17 protein-coding genes are annotated in these 17,974 nt (G+C 46.0%); 3 read left to right on the forward strand and 14 right to left on the reverse strand.

What is annotated here, in order from left to right; genetic code table 11:
* Positions 1–40: 40 nt before the first annotated feature.
* Complete coding sequence (locus DMI82_RS03395) at positions 41–1,480, forward strand: helix-turn-helix domain-containing protein (protein WP_110102494.1); 1,440 nt, start codon at positions 41–43, stop codon at positions 1,478–1,480.
* On the opposite strand, the gene DMI82_RS03400 is transcribed toward DMI82_RS03395, so the two are convergent.
* From DMI82_RS03400 to DMI82_RS20220, 3 genes are read right to left on the reverse strand one after another with little or no spacing between them, the layout of a single operon-like run.
* Positions 1,477–2,256 (reverse strand): hypothetical protein, encoded by a 780-nt coding sequence (locus DMI82_RS03400; protein WP_021652345.1) that lies wholly within the window; start codon positions 2,254–2,256, stop codon positions 1,477–1,479. The two genes, DMI82_RS03395 and DMI82_RS03400, sit on opposite strands and share 4 nt — an antisense overlap.
* Positions 2,253–3,527 (reverse strand): DUF5716 family protein, encoded by a 1,275-nt coding sequence (locus DMI82_RS03405; protein WP_110102495.1) that lies wholly within the window; start codon positions 3,525–3,527, stop codon positions 2,253–2,255. Before DMI82_RS03405 ends, DMI82_RS03400 begins: the two co-directional genes overlap by 4 nt.
* Positions 3,524–7,063 carry a DUF5717 family protein gene (locus DMI82_RS20220; RefSeq protein WP_242981801.1) on the reverse strand — a complete coding sequence of 1,180 codons (3,540 nt, stop codon included), beginning with the start codon at positions 7,061–7,063 and terminating at the stop codon, positions 3,524–3,526. The genes DMI82_RS03405 and DMI82_RS20220 overlap by 4 nt, the downstream gene beginning before the upstream one ends.
* Positions 7,064–7,244: 181 nt before the next feature.
* Here DMI82_RS20220 and sigK point away from each other — a divergent pair, with 181 nt between their 5' ends.
* The gene (sigK, locus tag DMI82_RS03415) at positions 7,245–7,874 is read left to right on the forward strand and encodes an RNA polymerase sporulation sigma factor SigK (RefSeq protein ID WP_110102496.1); all 630 of its coding nucleotides are present in this window, start codon (positions 7,245–7,247) and stop codon (positions 7,872–7,874) included.
* A gap of 54 nt (positions 7,875–7,928) precedes the next feature.
* Here sigK and DMI82_RS03420 read toward each other — a convergent pair whose 3' ends face one another.
* From DMI82_RS03420 to mtaB, 9 genes are all read right to left on the reverse strand, one after another.
* Positions 7,929–9,152: a peptidase U32 family protein gene (locus tag DMI82_RS03420; protein WP_015527092.1), complete on the reverse strand. Its 1,224-nt coding sequence runs from the start codon at positions 9,150–9,152 to the stop codon at positions 7,929–7,931.
* Complete coding sequence (locus DMI82_RS03425; protein WP_021652340.1) at positions 9,112–9,804, reverse strand: O-methyltransferase; 693 nt, start codon at positions 9,802–9,804, stop codon at positions 9,112–9,114. Before DMI82_RS03425 ends, DMI82_RS03420 begins: the two co-directional genes overlap by 41 nt.
* Entirely contained in the window at positions 9,801–10,205 is a 405-nt protein-coding gene (locus DMI82_RS03430) for an endolytic transglycosylase MltG (protein WP_015527091.1), read from the reverse strand. The genes DMI82_RS03425 and DMI82_RS03430 overlap by 4 nt, the downstream gene beginning before the upstream one ends.
* 11 nt (positions 10,206–10,216) lie before the next feature.
* Positions 10,217–10,555 (reverse strand): YlbF family regulator, encoded by a 339-nt coding sequence (locus DMI82_RS03435; protein ID WP_015527090.1) that lies wholly within the window; start codon positions 10,553–10,555, stop codon positions 10,217–10,219.
* A 4-nt stretch (positions 10,556–10,559) separates the two neighbouring features.
* Positions 10,560–12,194, reverse strand: coding sequence for a ribonuclease J (locus tag DMI82_RS03440; RefSeq protein WP_044962008.1), 1,635 nt, complete (start codon positions 12,192–12,194; stop codon positions 10,560–10,562).
* 281 nt (positions 12,195–12,475) lie between these two features.
* On the reverse strand, positions 12,476–12,745 hold the full coding sequence (locus DMI82_RS03445) for a DUF1292 domain-containing protein (RefSeq protein WP_059086846.1): 270 nt from the start codon (positions 12,743–12,745) through the stop codon (positions 12,476–12,478).
* Positions 12,746–12,852: 107 nt separating this feature from the next.
* The gene (gene ruvX, locus DMI82_RS03450; protein WP_110102498.1) at positions 12,853–13,290 is read right to left on the reverse strand and encodes a Holliday junction resolvase RuvX; all 438 of its coding nucleotides are present in this window, start codon (positions 13,288–13,290) and stop codon (positions 12,853–12,855) included.
* A 1-nt stretch (position 13,291) separates the two neighbouring features.
* Positions 13,292–13,564, reverse strand: coding sequence for an IreB family regulatory phosphoprotein (locus DMI82_RS03455; RefSeq protein WP_015527087.1), 273 nt, complete (start codon positions 13,562–13,564; stop codon positions 13,292–13,294).
* Between the two features lie 185 nt (positions 13,565–13,749).
* On the reverse strand, positions 13,750–15,078 hold the full coding sequence (mtaB, locus tag DMI82_RS03460) for a tRNA (N(6)-L-threonylcarbamoyladenosine(37)-C(2))-methylthiotransferase MtaB (protein WP_110102499.1): 1,329 nt from the start codon (positions 15,076–15,078) through the stop codon (positions 13,750–13,752).
* 133 nt (positions 15,079–15,211) lie between these two features.
* Between mtaB and DMI82_RS03465 the strand changes: the two genes are divergently transcribed.
* On the forward strand, positions 15,212–15,448 hold the full coding sequence (locus tag DMI82_RS03465) for an HPr family phosphocarrier protein (protein WP_015527084.1): 237 nt from the start codon (positions 15,212–15,214) through the stop codon (positions 15,446–15,448).
* Between the two features lie 165 nt (positions 15,449–15,613).
* Here DMI82_RS03465 and thiI read toward each other — a convergent pair whose 3' ends face one another.
* Both thiI and DMI82_RS03475 read right to left on the reverse strand, forming a co-directional pair.
* Positions 15,614–16,795 carry a tRNA uracil 4-sulfurtransferase ThiI gene (gene thiI, locus DMI82_RS03470; RefSeq protein WP_015527083.1) on the reverse strand — a complete coding sequence of 394 codons (1,182 nt, stop codon included), beginning with the start codon at positions 16,793–16,795 and terminating at the stop codon, positions 15,614–15,616.
* A gap of 24 nt (positions 16,796–16,819) precedes the next feature.
* A complete protein-coding gene (locus tag DMI82_RS03475) occupies positions 16,820–17,974 on the reverse strand; it encodes a cysteine desulfurase family protein (RefSeq protein WP_110102500.1) in 1,155 nt (384 codons plus the stop codon).

Raw genomic sequence — 17,974 nt, forward strand, 5'->3', positions numbered from 1 at the left:
CGTATAATAATGTCATATAAGCACCAAAAGGAGTACTACTATGTCTGATTTCAGCAACAAATGCCGGGAATACCTAAAGGATACAGGAGAAAACGTTTATCAGTTATCTGCTTCTTCGGGACTTGACCGTACCTCGCTACAACGTATGATCACAGGGAAACGTCTTCCCGGTATTGATTTTGTGCGCCAGTTCTGCGATTCCCTCCGGATCAATCCTTCCCAGCGCAGGGAACTAATGGAATTATATAAAATAGAAAAAATCGGAAAAGAAATATATTACAACCGCAAATATATACAGGAGCTTCTGGGTGTTATCAGCTCCCAGCAGGTCATTTCCCGGGAGGGTTTTCTCAGGCTTCCATCCTTTCCCTTTTACCGTGGAACTTTTTCTCTTGATGTGGAAAAGAAGGTCCTGAGCCTTTTTGAGGACATCCTGTCTTCCGGTTCTTCTGAAACGATCCGTACCAACCTTCCGGCCAACTGCCGGCTTCTTGTACAGATCTTTTCCCATCTTTATCCCAAATATGAGAAACTGCCACCGGTGATCCAGATTCTGCCGCTTCACCAGAACCCGTCCGCCTCACCGGATTACAACATGAATCTGGAAACCTTTCTCTGCACACTCCTTCCGATCCTGTCAGGTTTTGTGGGCTACCAGCCATATTATTACTATACTCAGACAGGCCGAGAGTTTTCCAGCTATGAACTGTTTCCTTTTTTCTTACTCACTGAAAAAAAGCTGCTACTGTTATCCTCGGATATGATGACCTGTATTTTTACTGAAAATCCAGAAGCGATCCACGCATATCAACAGGAATTCCGACGGGCTCTTGAGAATTCCAGCCAATTCTTCCTGCAGTCGGATTCTCCGGACAGGATCCTTAATATCTTTGGTTCTATCATGCAGACAAAGATCTCAACAAATTTTGCACTGGAATCTCATCCCTGCCTTGCACTGATGTCCTATGGTCCGGGCTTTATTCAGTCATTGTTTGATAACAGGGATATCGATCTTTCCGATCCGGTCTATACCCAGCTGGCAGCGGTTCTGAACCAGACTTCCTTTTCTTTTACAGAAGCTGCCTTTTCCTGCAATTATTTTACACTGAGCGGGATCCGAAAATTTGCCCGTACCGGACTCCTTGACGGACCTTATTCCTACCATCAGACCCCTCTTCCGAAAGAAGAACGAAAAAAAGCCCTCAAGCATCTTCTTGACACAGATATGGGACATGAAAAATGCAGGATCCTGAAGCCTTCCGTACTTCCTAAAACCGGGATCCATCTGGAAGTTCTGTCTGACTATTCCGTTTTTCTCTGCTTTCTTTCCGAAAAAGATACTTTTCTCTGTATCTATCTGAAAGAGACCAGTATCGGACAGGCCCTGAATGATTACCTCTGTTCCCTGTCTGAGGAAGAATCCGTATATACAAAAAAAGAAGCCCGGCAGATCCTGCTGGGACTTCTTGAACAGCTTTAAGAGCCGGTACTTCTGTGATATTCTCTTGTGAGATCCTCCAGGATCCTGTCGGTTTCTCCAGATGCGATATGCTGCTCCGGAAGACCGGCAAAGCTTTTCAGAGCCTGGTCTGTTTCCTGCCTTACCATTTCATCTGTCTTCAGATCTTCCTGTCGTTTCCTGTATTCTTCTTCACTGTGAACACTGCGGTAGGCCAGAAGATAAACCTTCATCGCTTTCTCTGAATGATTCTCCTTCCATGCTTTCCAAAAGCAATCCAGCGCTTTATCCATCTGGAACAGGTAACTGTATGCGCATCCCTGATTATGCAGGATTCTTTCACGCATCTCTCCGGTGATTTCTTTCCCGCCATGCTCCAGAAGCTTCTGATAAACACGAAGTGCATTCACATACATCCGATTCTCCATCAGCGCATCACCTTTGCGTTTCTCCCGTATTTCTTCAGGTTCACGTTTTCTGGCTTCAATGCGCCCGTTTAAGGTCTTAAGCTCTTCATAAGCCAGATAATTGATCTCTTTAAATATCGGATACAGTACTTCTTCAAGTCCGGCCTCTCTTCCAATATAAGGTTTCAGCTTGGCCGCAAGCTTCGGAAGCTCCAGTTCTTCCTCCAGCCAGGTACAGAGCTTACTGCTGATCAATGAGCTGTCCACAAGATAAAGATTGTTATAAAGATAATAGCAGAGTTCTTCTATAGAATAGATATTGGTACTGATATTTTCGATATAAAACGGCTTCTCTGCCTTTTTTACCTGACATAAAATATATCCGCTCATGCCTGCTTCCTTTCTTCCTGCTCATCCCATCGTACCAGTTCCCTCCAGATCTTCCCACTGGAAGGATACATTTCGCCAAAGCCCAGATCCTCTACTGTGATCTCACAGTCTCTCGGCGATACGTATTTCAGCGTGAGGGAAAGCCTTGAAGTCCGATTAGGCCGCTTTGGCAGACCCTCAAGTGCCATGGCCACACGTTTCTTCTCGGTTTCTTCCGGAATACTTACTACAAATACCAGTTCACTGGTATCATCCAGGATCAGCTCGCAGGATGCACTGCATTCATACCAGTTGCTGCCGCTTTCGATCAGCGGATAGTAAGCCGGAGAGCCCATCACCCGCATATCCATTCCTACGTCCGCAGCCACCAGCGAATCGCTTAAATAGCGGTAACCTTTGAGTTTTTTATCCTCCAGCTTGTCCTTACCGGCTATGCAGGCTCCCTTTGCAAAAAGATTGTTTCCGTAAAAAACCTTCCGTCCCTGATGACATAGGAGCTTTACAGACTGCTGTGCCCACTGCTGGTCAAATCCTTCTCCCGTGATCTGCACACTGGAGAAGAGCTCTTTTCCGAGAGTTTTACTGATAAAACGGTAAAATTCCACATCACGGATCTCTTCTTCCGGTTCAAGCTTTGTACTGACCGGATCCTCCAGTTTTACAAGCACCGGTCTGGAAGAGCCGTTGATGGTCAGCTTCCGGAAGGTTACCGTATCGCCTGCAAAGGCATACCAGCCTACACTTCGATTCCAGGTTTCCCGTTTCTGTCCCAGCGCATAATAATAAAAGCTCTCGCCATAGTCCATAAGCATATATTTCTCACGGGAAAAACCTGCAAGGCTGCAGGCCTTCTGATAATTCCGTACCTGAAGTGTACTAAGCTCCGGCGATGTGATACAAAGGCACCGGGTATTCTTTACGATATCCTGGATTCCCAGAAATTTCAGGATTCCCCTTAGAAAATGTGCCAGAAGCTCTGCCGGCTCTTTTTCCTCTCCTGCCACCTGGATCTTTTCTTCCTTCTGACAGATATCATAAATATTTCCGATCATGATTCCGCCCTTTTCCCTGGCAAAATACTCTGCTTCCAGGCCTACGCAGTAATCACCGTGATCGGTACGATAGCAGATACAGCCCGGAGCTTCATACTGACTGGCTCCTACCTTCATGGAAAGAGAACGGGCTTCTTCTGCTTTTCTGTCATAATAACAGATCTGTGTGTATTCTTTTCCAATATCAATTCCTATGATCAAGTCACGAATTTCATTCATCTTTCCGGTTCCTTCTCTATGACAAACATTTCATTAACGTACTGTTCCTGCCGGAGATACTGTGCCAGCTTCTCCTTCACTTCCGTATCTTTCTCCAGTTTCCTTGCACAGAGTATTTGATTGATCAGCTGATATTTGCTGGATGCCTGGTCATTACTCTGGCTCATGGTCAGTATTTTTTCTTCCGTTTTGTGTACACCGGTTTCATCTTCTGTCTGGAAATAATATCGCAGGGTCTCTCCATAAAACAATGTAAATGCTCTGGCAAAAATTCCCTCATAGATATTTTTGAGCGGTTCACTTTTATAGTCCGGTACAGTTCCAAGACCTGTATCCAGGCAATAATACAGTGTGACCGAAGCCTCCGGTGAAGTATGATACTCTACAAAAGTCTTATCATCCAGCTGATACGGTCGCAGGATACTCTGATCCAGATTCCGGAAAAACTCAAATAGCATTCCTTCCTTTACACAGGAGGAGAGGATTTTTTCCTCCATTTCCAAATTTTCTTCATCAGAAGTTTTTTCTTCGGAAAGCAATTTCAAAAGGGTCAGGTCACAGATCCGGTCTCCGGGCCACTCCTTTTCTCTGCGATTTTTCAGATACTCCTTAAGTCCAGGCATCTCCGGCATTTCTTTTACAAACATTCCGTAAGACATCAGAGTCAGATACGCACCGATCACACTCTCTTTTCCGGAATGACGGATATATGCTTTCAGGATATCCGCACCCTCTGGCCGGTAATCCCAGTTAAACATCAGAAGAGAAAGGATCCTCTCCTCCAGATTATAGGTATCCATCTCAAACCCACAGGCACTTTTCCAGATATCCAGAAGTTCATCCACAGGTCCAAACCGGAATTTCATCAGATACATGAGGATCACTTCATCATAGATTCCCTGTCGGTATACATGAGAGGAAAGTGCGATCAGCTCTTCGTCTTCCGCACAGTCACAGCGGATGATCATACGGCTTACCAGCTTCAGAAGAGCACGCTCCTCTACTCCTTCAAATCCAAATGCTTCCACCACGCTCATAGCCTGCGGAAACAGTCCCCGCTGGATCAGGATCTCCAGAAGGGTTTTCCGGTCGACCATGGCATATTCCCGATAATCCATCATCTCCAGACAGGCATCCAGATCTTCTCCCTGCACGTGATCCCGATAATAATCCAGGATCTTTTTGCGGATCAGCCTCTTATATTCATCGGTAAACGCCGGTGAAAGGACCAGTTTCTGAAAAATTCCCAGATTCTTACGACTGATCTCCTGACCCTGACAGTAATACAAAAGCACAGCCGGTTCATCCGCCCCTTTTTCCAACACTGCCGGAACCATCTCACGATCATCAAAAAGTGGTGTCAGATTATAATCTACCGTAGCAGCATAACGTCTCTGTTTTTCATCCTGAAATACAACGGCCGCATCTTCGCTGCAGATCCTTGGGTAAGCGATCCCATGGATACACGGATAGATTTCTTCCTGTTTCATCTGTCTGTGACGAACGATCACACTGCGGACCTTCGGATCATCCGTATACAGCCGGCAGGTAAACATTCTGGAGGCGATCACCTGCGCTTTTTCGCTGTCCGATGGTTCCCGCATGAATTCCTGATAAACAGCGGCATAATTTTCATTCATCCGGCCTTCCCGTAACTTACGGAAAGCAAATTCCTCCATGCTTTCACGATAACTTTCGTATGTCTGTGGATCACGTTCCTTCCCTGCAATGATGCATGCATACAGATAGGCACGTTTGGAATCACCGAGAGTATTGTTGTTATAGGTAAAATACATCAAAAGCGGTTTCGGCAGGACTCTCCGATAAGAAGTATCCAGTGTTTCCACATAATATTCATACAGCCGTGTGATCCGGATCCCGCGGTCCACGGCAGCGGAAAACCACTGAAAATATTCCGGTTTTCTTGGATTTCCCTTCATAATATATTTACAGATAGCTTCCACGGTATCATCCGACGGAAAGGCTTCACATCCCATGGCCATAGCACGGTACAGACTTTCGTTAAAAGCTTTCTCATAACCGGAAAGATATGCCAGGCGCATGACCAGCTCTTCCGTCAGCATCTGTTCTTTTCCTGCAAAAAGGAATACCTGGGCCCAGAACCCATTGATTCGATGCAGCAGAGACATATCTGCACAAATACGGTTCCATGCTTCCAGATACAGAAAAGGACTTGTACATCCCCGCTCAAAAAGTTCCTCCATCAGAAAGATCTTTTTTGACGGAGAAAGCGTATGATCCATTTCAAATACCAGTTTCAGAAGGATAAAGCTGTCTTCCTTCTGCATCTGGAAATTCTGTACCTTGCGGAGGGCCTGTTCCTTATCCCGGTACAGCCCAGTCTGTGTACACAGATACAGATAAATCCCTGCCAGTTCCAGTTCATTGTGATGAAAGGATTTATTCTGATAACGCTCAAGGATTTCTGAAGCCTGGTCATCTTCTCCTTCCAGATGAAGAAGATAGGCTTCCAGAAGCTGATATTCCGGATATTTCAGTCCGTTTTCGCCCATACGATCAAGCTTCTCATGAGTAGAGGCTGTCCAGGCCTGAAAATCTGTTCTTTTACAGAGATATCCCAGGTATTCCTTCATCAGAGATATCCGGTACTGTTTTTCCAGAAGATCCAGGTTCACGGCACTCTCAGTTCCTCTGGATGCAAGAACGTGATATACCAGTTTCTGGTATGGGGTTTTTACAATGATCTCGCCGTACTGATTTCCTTTTCCCAGTTTTTCCTGGCGGATCACATAGTTTATTTCACAGGTACTTCCGATAAAATCCTCTTCTGTGACCACATGCTTGCCTGCCTCCAGAAAATCCCCATTTACCTCAATATCTGCCCGCAGGTGTCCCCATCCGCTCCTGTGGATATAAAGGGATTCCTGAACAGATTCACTGACATCATAAAAACTCGCCTCTTCTCTGTTCAGACTCAATGTCACCTTTTCCTTGGCACCGGCTGCGATCAGAAATTCCTCCAGATGCTGATAGGTCACCGGCTGCTGTGACATTCCTGCATAAAGAGAACGGATCTTCTCACTCTGATCACTCAGGATCAGGGAAAAATGTCGTTCTGTAAAGATCCGGTAAGCCTCATGGAAATCTTCCCTTGCAATGTGCAGAAATTCTTCCAGAGAAGATACCTTTCTGCCTGCACTCTTCACCTCTTCCGTCTGTACCTGTACAGTGAACGGCAGCTTATATTCTCCGATACTGGTAGTAAAACACAGCCAGCCTTCAAAGCTCTCTCCCGGCCTCATTCCCTCTGCATCTACCCCATAAGGCATGCGCACTGTGGTTCCGGAAAAGCGGTCAAATCCGGGCACCAGTCTCCGGTCAGATGAAGTCACAAAGCCACTGATCCTGCGGTTGTCATCGGTACCGAAATAAATCTCATCCTTTGTAGTCTCTCCTGCCTTCAGCGTAGCGAAAATACAGTCCTGTGAAAACAGAAGCTCAGGCTGTTCATAAATAAATTTTCCGTTAAGAAGCTGTTCTATCCTCTTTTTCAAAATATATACTCCTCATCAATATACACTGATTGTTGTCACTCGTATTTTATGATTATACACCAGATCAGAATGTGACGCAACAGGTGTTCGCCTCTGTCCTTTTTATAAAGTTTCTGTTGGAAAAGCACGAAAAGCACGTCCGGCTCATAAGCTATAAGGAAATCCCCTTTGAGGTGAACCCTTGAAAACCTTTCTGAAACCGCTTTCTTTTGCGGAAGAGCAGTTCTATCTTCTACAGCTCCAAAGGGGCGATCCGGAAGCAAAAAATATCCTTATCGAACACAATCTCCGCCTCGTAGCACATGTTGCAAAAAAATATCAGGGATGTGACGAGGATCAGGATGATCTGATCTCCATAGGCACCATAGGTCTGATCAAAGCCATTTCCACCTTTGATCCCAGCCGGACTTCCAAGCTTTCCACTTATGCTGCACGGTGCATTGACAATGAGCTTCTCATGATGTTCCGTGCCCGCAGGAAACGTTCCAGAGAAGTTTCTCTCTATGAACCCATCGGCACAGACCGGGAAGGCAACGAGATCAGCCTTCTCGATATCATTGAAAGTCCACCCGTTGATGTTGTGGATGATTGTTTCAAAAGGGACAGCATTTCCTATCTTCTCCGTTGTATCCGGACAGTACTCTCCCCAAAGGAATACCAGGTAATCTGCTGCCGCTACGGTTTGAATGGTCAGGAGCCACTGACCCAGCGAGAGATTGCTGAAAATCTCTCCATCAGCCGCTCCTATGTATCCCGTATCGAAAAGAACGCTCTTCGAAAACTCCGTACTCTTTTTCCTGAAAATCAGTAAAGGGGAGAACGTTCTTTTCGTTCTCCCCTTTACTCTCTTATCCACCCTTTCGGATCATTCACCTCTTCGGAGAATATCAAATACCTCCGGCATCTCAGTCAGTTTCACATAGATCCTCTGCTGAGCATGTGGTGCACTCTCCATAGCTTCGCCCTCTTCATTATAAATGGCTTCCACTGTGACCGGAATATTCCTTCCGTCCGGTTTCATGATTTCGATGGTCTCTCCTACAGAAAACTTGTTTCTCTGTGTCAGTCTTGCCAGACCTCTCTCATCGATCTCTTCTGCAAATCCAAGATATGTGTATTCTCTTACATATGTGTTGCTGTCATAGATCTGGGTATTCTCATCCGGCTTTCCGTAGAAAAATCCGGTGGTAAACTGACGGTAGGTACAGTTTGAGATCTGCTCCTGATACCACGGCATATTTGCATGATATTTTTCCGGACTTTCCATACAGTCATCAATGGCTTTGCGGTAGGTTCTTGCCACTGTTGCCACATAAAGAGCTGTTTTCATACGTCCTTCGATCTTCAGGCTGTCAATACCGCTTGTAAGGATATCTTCCATATGTTCTACCATACAGAGATCCTTGGAATTAAAAATAAAAGTTCCTCTCTCATTTTCAAATACCGGCATGTATTCTCCCGGACGCTTCTCCTCCACAACAGAATATTTCCATCTGCAGGGATGGGTACAGGCTCCCTGATTGGCATCTCTTCCTGCCATAAAGTTACTGAGAAGACATCTTCCGGAATAGGAAATGCACATGGCGCCGTGGATAAACGTTTCAATCTCCATATCCTCCGGAATATGTGCCCGGATCTCCCGGATCTCTTCCAGAGAAAGCTCTCTTGCACTTACCACACGTTTGGCACCAAGGTTATACCAGAAACGGTAAGTCTCATAATTGGTATTATTTGCCTGTGTACTGATGTGACGCTCGATCTCCGGGCAGATTTCCTTTGCATACATAAAGATTCCCGGATCTGCGATGATCAATGCGTCCGGTCCGATCTCCTTCAGTTCCTGAAGATATTCCCTTACACCCTCAAGATCACGGTTATGCGCCAGGATGTTTACTGTCACATAAACCTTTACACCATGGGAATGGGCAAATGCGATTCCCTCACACATATCTTCTTTTGAAAAATTCTTAGCCTTTGCACGAAGTCCAAAAGCTTCTCCGCCGATGTAAACAGCATCTGCACCATATATGACGGCAACCTTTAAAACCTCAAGGCTGCTCGCCGGAACCAATAGTTCTGGTCGTTTCATAAACCTGTTCTCCTGTTTTTACACTTACAGCCGCTCCGTCTCCAAGAGGAAGCACCGATGTACGAAGCACCGGACTGTGAGTCAGCTGCCAGAGATATTCTCTCATTCTTTTATAGATTGTACGGTTACGCCGTTCCACAAGATAATGAGATTCAATAATATCCCCTTCCTGCAGCACGTTGTCAGATACCAGCACGCTTCCCTCTTTCATCAGTCTCAGCACGTCAGGAAGCCAGTGGATATACTGGCCCTTGGCTGCGTCCATGAAGATCATATCAAAGGTTCCGGTAAGATTCTTCAGGATCTCTCCGGCATCTCCCTCCAGAAGCGTGATCTGTGACTCTCTTCCTGCGCGCCTGAAATTATCCTTTGCGACAGGAATTCTTTTTTCATAATTCTCTATGGTAACAATTTCCATATCTTCCGGCCCATACTCACACATAAGAAGTGTGGAGAAGCCTACGGCAGTCCCCACCTCCAAAATGCGCTTCGGTTGTTTCAGTGCCAGAAGCATCCTCATAAAGCTCTGCATATCTCTCCGGATGATCGGCACCCGGTCTGCAAGTGCCTTTGTCTCCAACTCCTGCAGAAATGGAGTATTCCCCATATCCAGTGAATTGATATAGGTCTGCATGCGTTCTTCTACGATCACTGGCTGTTCGATCCTTCCTTGCTCTCTTCTCCTGACAGCACTGCAATGATCCTAGTCGGTGTATAAGCTGTACTGAGAAGGTATGTACCTGCTTTGATCTGTCCGTGATATGCGGACATTCTTTCCTGTATGGTAAATGCAAGCGCATCCTTGATAAGACCCTTCTGCTCCAGTGTCTTGCCTACTTTATATGCAGAAGCACCTTCTTTTATGACTACCGTGACCTGCTGTCCCTCTCCCGGGCTCATAGCCTGCTGGTTAAACACATCGTAGCCAAACTGATATGCTGATTTTCCAACCCAGATCAGAAATACGATAATAAAGATATATACAGCGGTTTTAAATACCCCTCCAGCCAGAAAAACGCCGGCCCTGCCAACCTTGTCTCTTGTGTCTGCCATAGTCTTTCCTCCTATAAGTCAGGAATCTGTATGTCGATCCCGTCCACCAGCGTCCTGCATATCCGCTGCATCAGTCTGCACAGCGCAAGCTCTGCGTCGAGATAGGCATTTACTTTCAGGTTCTGTCTCAGACTTGCAGACTCCTGATTGAGCTGTTCCGCAATATGGAACAGCTCATCCTTGTCTGAATGATTCTGCAGTCTGAAATTATCTCCACGGAATCTCATCACTCTGGCTTTCAGCTCAGGATCCGCTTCAAGCTGGGCTGCCTGTTTCTGATATTCCTGATATTCATCGCTTCTGTGCACAGCATCGAGAAGCTTCTCGATCTCCATGCTGATCTCATCCATGAACCTACGCCTCCATAATGATAGGCAGGATCATAGGATTTCTCTTGGTCCGTTTCCACAGATACTCTCCAAGGGCATCCTTGACCTCGGTTTTGATCTTGCCCCAGTCCGTGATATTGTTCTCCAGGCAGGAATCCAGTGCAGTTTCCACAACCTGTCTGGCATGCTCCATAAGATCCTCAGATTCTCTTACATACACAAAACCTCTGGAAACGATATCCGGACCTGCGAGAACTACATTACTGTGGCGCTCCAGTGTCATAACTACGATCATGATTCCATCTTCAGACAGGTGCTGACGGTCACGGAGTACGATATTTCCCACATCGCCAACGCCAAGTCCGTCTACGAAGATCGCACCTGTATGAACGCTTCCTGTCACCTTGGCATCCTGTCCGTCCAACTCCAGAACATTTCCGGAAGAAAGGATAAAAATATTCTCCTTCGGGATTCCCAGATCTTCCACAATGTGTTTCTGTGCAGTCAGATGACGGTACTCACCATGGATTGGAATGGCATATTTCGGTTTTACGAGGGAGTAGATCAGCTTGATCTCCTCCTGGCAGGCATGTCCGGAAACATGGACATCCTGGAAAATAACCTTGGCTCCCTTCATAGACAGTTCGTTGATGACCTTGGAAACTGCCTTTTCATTTCCGGGGATCGGATTGGAGCTGAAAATGATGGTATCGTTAGGCTTGATCGTGATCTTCTTATGGATATTGGCTGCCATACGGGAAAGTGCCGCCATGGACTCACCCTGGCTTCCGGTTGTGATCAGAACCACCTTGTCGTCCGGATAATTCTTCACCTGATCGATCTCGATCAGTGTGTTCTCCGGGATCTGCAGATAGCCAAGCTCTGACGCTACGGAAATAACATTGACCATACTGCGGCCTTCCACAGCAACCTTTCTTCCGAACCGGTATGCAGTATTAATGATCTGCTGCACACGATCCACGTTGGATGCAAAGGTTGCAATGATGATCCTGGATGTCCGGTACTCATTAAAAAGATTATCAAATACATGTCCCACTGTACGCTCGGACATTGTAAATCCCGGTCTCTCTGCATTGGTACTCTCACACATCAGTGCAAGCACACCCTTCTTGCCGATCTCTGCAAAACGCTGCAGATCTATGGCATCTCCAAATACCGGTGTATAATCAACTTTAAAGTCTCCTGTGTGTATCACGATTCCCACCGGTGAATAAATAGCAAGTGCGGATGCATCCTGGATACTGTGATTCGTTTTGATAAATTCCACAGCGAAATCCCCAAGATTGATCACCTGCCCGTGTTTTACCTCTTTCAATTTGGTAGAACGCATAAGGTTATGCTCTTTCAGTTTGTTGCGGATCAGTCCCAGTGTCAGCTTGGTAGCATAGATCGGAACATTGATCTCTTTCAACACATACGGAAGAGCTCCGATATGATCCTCATGTCCATGAGTGATCACAAATCCCTTCACCTTGGAAATATTTTCCTTAAGGTATGTTACATCCGGAATGACCAGATCGATTCCCAACATATCGTCCTCAGGGAAAGAAAGACCACAGTCTACAACTACAATACTGTCGCCATACTCAAAAGCGGTAATGTTCATTCCGATCTGCTCCAGACCGCCAAGTGGTATGATCTTAAGCTTGGATGTTGTTCTGCGGCCGTTTTTCCGACCGGATGGCCTGCCGCCGGTCTTTGCCGGTTTCTGTGTGTTTCTGCTGTTTTTTACAACGCCACCGGCTGCTGTTTTCTTTGCTGTTGGCCGGAAAGGCTTATCCTGACGGTTTTTGCTGCCACCACGATACTGTCTTGTTCTTGATCCGGCATTCTTTTGTCTTGCTGCGGTTCTTCTGGCACCGCCTGCGGAAACTTGTACTCTGCTCTCCGCATTTTTGTTGTCATCGTTGTTCTCGCTTTTCAAAAATCGCTCCTCCATTCAAAATTCACGTCATCCAGCATCTGCTGAAAAACTGCATATACAGCCTGAAGTTCGTCATCATCCTCGACCATCTCATAACAGGCTTCTGTGCTTCCCGGAGCTGAAATATCCTTCAGAATATATGCGTCTGCTTCCTCATCCTGTGAATCGGACACCAAAAGATAAGTCACACCCGCAATATTGGTCTGCTCCTCTACGTAAAACTCAGCAGCTGTGCCGTCGTCTGACTGAAATATTATTTTTTCCATATTTAATTCTTCCTTATCCGTTCTTGTCAAGCGGATATTCACAATCCGCATTTGCTACCTGATCCGCTCAAAATATCTATTTGCGTTTCCGATCATTCTTCCACGCCTTACTGCTGCTCTCTTCTGTATGCGGCAGCATCCAGATATCCCTGCAGGATAAAGACTGCTGCTACCTGATCCAGATACTGTTTACGGTCTTCCTTATGCACACCGGTCTCCTCCAGAGTACGGTCTGCCGCCATGGTAGTCAGTCTCTCATCCCACATAACAACAGGCAGACCCGTACGTTTCTCCAGCATTTCCTTAAACTCCAGAGATTTCTCGGCCCGCTCTCCTACTGTATTGTTCATGTTTTTCGGGTATCCCAGAACGATCTCCGTAACCTGATACTCCGAAATGATCTCTTCAATACGTGCCAGAGTACGACGAAGCTTGTTTTCCTGCTTGCGCCATACGGTTTCCACACCTTGGGCTGTCAGGCCAAGGGGATCGCTCACTGCAACCCCAACGGTCTTCGAGCCATAGTCCAGTCCCAGTACTCTCATATTACCGTTCCCAGGACTTATTCTTGATATACTCGGTGAGAAGCTCCTCTACCAGCTCATCACGCTCCACCTTCATGATCATGCTTCTCGCACCCTTGTGGCTTGTGATGTAGGTCGGGTCTCCGGACATAATATATCCTACGATCTGATTCACCGGATTGTAGCCCTTCTCATCCATTGCATTGTACACCAGATCCAGGACTTCTTTTACCTGAAGCTCCTGATCCGGTTTTGTTCTGAAATACTGTGTATTTCCCAGATTATTCTCTGCCATTGTCTCTCACGTCCTTAAAATATATTCTTTTTTATTTTAATATAAATTTACATAAATTACAATCTTAAATTTAACGAGGATTGCGAATACAAACTGTCAACGTTACTGTTCACTCCGTTCTCAGTAACACGCTTCGCAAAATATCACCAGTGAACAAACAACCTTTCAACATACGATCCCGTTCTTCACTCCACGGCTTCACCGGTCATGATATGCTCTTCAAGAAAGCCTTCTGCCTTTACGATTACGATATCATTTACGCCATAAGCTTCCGATTTCGGTACAGCAGTTTTTATATACTCCCGGCTGTGTCCCAGATACCAGGTCCGTCCATCCTTTGTATACTCTTCCTCGATCAGTACCTCCAGGTTTTTGCCAAGCATGGATTTCTCATAATCCCCTGCATGACGATGATGCAACTCGATCATCTTCTCACTGCGGAAGGATTTCTCCGCCTCTGTCAGCTGTCCGTCCATGGCAGCCGCCTTTGTTCCCTGTCTTCTGGAATATTTGAAGATATGAGTCTCGTAAAAACGGATGCTGTCCACAAAATCATAGGATTTCCGGAATTCTTCCTCCGATTCCTGCGGAAAGCCTACGATCACATCCGTTGTCAGTGCCGGATTTCCATACACTTCTCTTAAAAGCTCACAGCGCTCTCTGTATTCCCCGCTTCTGTATCTGCGGTTCATCCTCTCCAGGGTCTCATCACAGCCACTCTGCAGGGAAAGATGGAAATGCGGGCATACCTTCGGCAGCGCCGCGATCCCTTCCGCAAATTCTCTTGTAACGATTCCCGGTTCCAGCGATCCCAGACGGATACGCCTGATCCCTTCGATCTCATGCACAGCACGGATCAGAGAAAGCAGTGTCTCTTTTTTCTCCTCCGGGAAATCCACTCCATAGGAGCTTAAATGGATTCCTGTAAGGACCACTTCCTTATACCCTTTTTCCGCAAGTGCACGGACCTCCTTCAGCACACTTTCAATATTCCGGCTTCTGACACGACCTCTTGCATAGGGAATGATACAGTACGTACAGAACTGATTGCATCCGTCCTGAACCTTGATATATGCCCTTACATGTTCTGCAGTACGATCAATGGAAAGTTCCTCATACTCTTTTGTCTGATTGATCTTGATCACATGGGAACCATGGCCCGGTTTATTTTCCGCATATTCGGCCAGTGCCTCCACAATATTGATCTTCTGGTTATTTCCTAGAACAAGATCAATGGCTTCGTCTTTTTCCAGTTTCTCGCCACCGGTCTGTACATAACAGCCCGTTGCCACCACGATCGCTTCCGGATTCATTTTTTTTGCTTTGTGGAGCATCTGTCTTGATTTTCTGTCTGCAATATTGGTTACTGTGCAGGTATTGATCACATAAATATCCGCTCCCGGCTCAAAAGGCACGATCTCATATCCCGCCTCCTCCAGAAGCTGCTGCATGGCCTCGATCTCATAGGCATTTACTTTGCAGCCCAGGTTGTGTAATGCAACTTTATTTCCCATTTTTCCTCACTTTTTTTACACTTTAACTAATTATTAAAACAATTTTTATCTCTTTTCACCTTGACTTTTTGGGTACTGACAGGTAAGATGAAAGCTGTAAAACAACAAAAATTTATCAAGGGAGGTTATTATAATGAAAACAGCTAAAATCTCACTGAATTCCATCGATAAGGTGAAAGCATTCGTAAACGAGATCAGCAAATTCGACTGCGATTTTGATTTAGTATCCGGAAGATATGTGATCGATGCAAAATCCATCATGGGTATCTTCAGCCTGGATCTTTCCAAGCCGATCGACCTCAACATCCATGCAGATGGCGCTGCTCTGGATAACGTAATGCAGATTATTTCCAAATATACAATCGACTAATCTATACTGTATATTTGAGAGGAACTGTATCGGATACAGTTCCTCTTTTTTCATGCTTTCAGAATCCTTCTGTTCTCAATGAACTCCCTTTTCCTGATATATCGGTAATTCCAGGGAACCTCTGCAGCGAGGTTCCCTGTTTGTTTTTTCTTATCTAAAAACGGATCACTGAATTTCAATGATCTCTGTGGTATTCAGAGCCGTTTCCATAAGCTCATCGATCTTCTCAGAAAGCTTCTGCTCAGAACGGCGGATCACCTTAAGATTCGGCTTTGTTACAGGATGTTTCGCTACAAAGATGGTACAGCAATCCTCAAACGGCTGAATAGAAGTCTCAAAGGTATCGATCTTTCTGGAAATACGGACGATCTCCTCTTTATCAAAGCCGATCACCGGACGATATACCGGAAGTGTGCAGACCTCATTTGTAGAAGCAAGGCTCTGTAAGGTCTGGCTTGCAACCTGTCCGATGCTCTCACCTGTGATAAGTCCGAGACAACGGTCTTTTTTAGCGAAATGCTCGGCAATACGCATCATATATCTTCTCATGATAATAGTAAGCTCATCATGAGGACACTGATCATAAATATAAAGCTGTATATCTGTAAAGTTAACTACATGGAGACGGATCGGTCCGCTGTATTTGGCTACCAGGCGGGCAAGATCCACTACCTTCTGTTTTGCGCGCTCACTGGTGTAGGGCGGTGCATGGAAATATACCGCATCGATCTTGACACCACGTTTTGCGATCATATAGCCGGCAACCGGACTGTCGATCCCACCGGAAAGAAGAAGCATGGCTTTTCCGTTTGTTCCGATGGGCATTCCGCCTGCGCCCGGAATGGTCTGGGAATATACGTAAATCTTGTCACGGATCTCAACAGAAAGATCCAGCTCCGGATGATGAACATCTACACTTGCCTCCGGGAACGCATCCAGGATACGTCCGCCAAGCTCAGCGCTGACTTCCATGGAGCTGATCGGATAGGATTTCTTTGCGCGGCGCGTCCAGACCTTGAAGCTTCCGTTAAAGTCCGGATGCCACTGCTTCATATAACCCACAACATCTTCGGCAAGCTTCTCAAAGCCCTGTTCTTCATAGATCATAACCGGGCAGATGCCTACAATACCGAATACATGCTGCAGCGCATCTACAGCCTCATCGTAATCATAATTCTCCGGGCAGAATACATAAACTCTTCCCTGCTCTTTTTTTACTTCAAAATCTCCCTCGATCTTGGAGAGTGCGATCTCCATCTGATGTACGAGAGCATCTTCAAAACGATAGCGGTTTTTTCCCTTAAGGGCAATTTCCGCATATTTGATCAGAAATGCATGTACTAACATAAAAATCCCTTTCTTCTGTATTCTCTATCGACGTGCATACCTGCGCAGCATCGGAATTGTTTTTCCCAGTGCTTCCAGGCAGTAATCTACCTCTTCAAAGGTATTTTCCTCACAGAAACTGATGCGGACGGTACTCTCCACATCCGCTCTTGAAAGTCCCATAGCTGTCAGTGTTGCACTCGGTTTTCTCTTATGACTGGAGCATGCACTTCCTGCGGAAATATATACTCCGAATTCTTCCAGTGTATGGAGCAGGACTTCGCTTCGGACTCCATGAAAAGTCACGCTCATGATGTGCGGTGCCCCTTCTCTTAAAGGCATTCCGTTGATGGTGATGTCTCCAAGCTTTGAAAGTCCCTCTGCCATCCGTTCTTTCAGGTCATAAAGGTGCTGTATTTTTTTATCAAAATCCGTATATACCATCTCTGCGGCAACGCCAAGGCCTGCGATTCCCGGTACATTGTCCGTTCCGGAACGCATGCCGTTCTGCTGTCCGCCTCCAAGGATCTGCGGCTGTACTCTTACTTTTTCGTTAATATAGAGAAAGCCTACGCCCTTTGGTCCATGGATCTTGTGGCTGCTCACGGAAAGAAGATCGATCCCCAGCTTTTTCGGATAGATACGATACTTTCCGAATGCCTGAATGGCATCTACATGAAAAAGTGCTTTCGGACTTTTTTCATGGACAAGCTTTCCGATCTCTTCTACCGGCATCACGGCTCCCACCTCATTGTTCACGTACATCACAGACACCAGAATGGTATCCAGACGAAGAGCCGCTTCCAGTGCATCCAGCTTTACAACGCCCTGATGATCCACAGGAAGAATAGTCACCTCATAGCCCTGTTCTTTCAGATAGGCAAAAGGCTGGGCCACTGCCGCGTGCTCCACTGCCGTTGTAATGATATGTTTTCCCATACGCTTGTTGGCTTCCACGCCGCCGATGATAGCAAGGTTATCCGATTCTGTTCCACCGGAGGTAAAAAGAATCTCTTTTTCATTCACTTTCAGTAATTTTGCAATGGTCTGGGCACTTCTGCGGACATAATTCTCCGCTTCCATTCCCTTTTTATGCATGGCAGAAGGATTTCCGAAATCTTCTGTCATGGTTTTGCAGACAATATCCTTTACTTCATCGAAGCATCTCGTTGTCGCGGAATTGTCAAAATATGCTTCCAT

It is taken from the genome of Blautia sp. BCRC 81119, assembly GCF_003184505.1.
Classification (GTDB): Bacteria; Bacillota; Clostridia; order Lachnospirales; family Lachnospiraceae; genus Blautia_A; species Blautia_A fusiformis.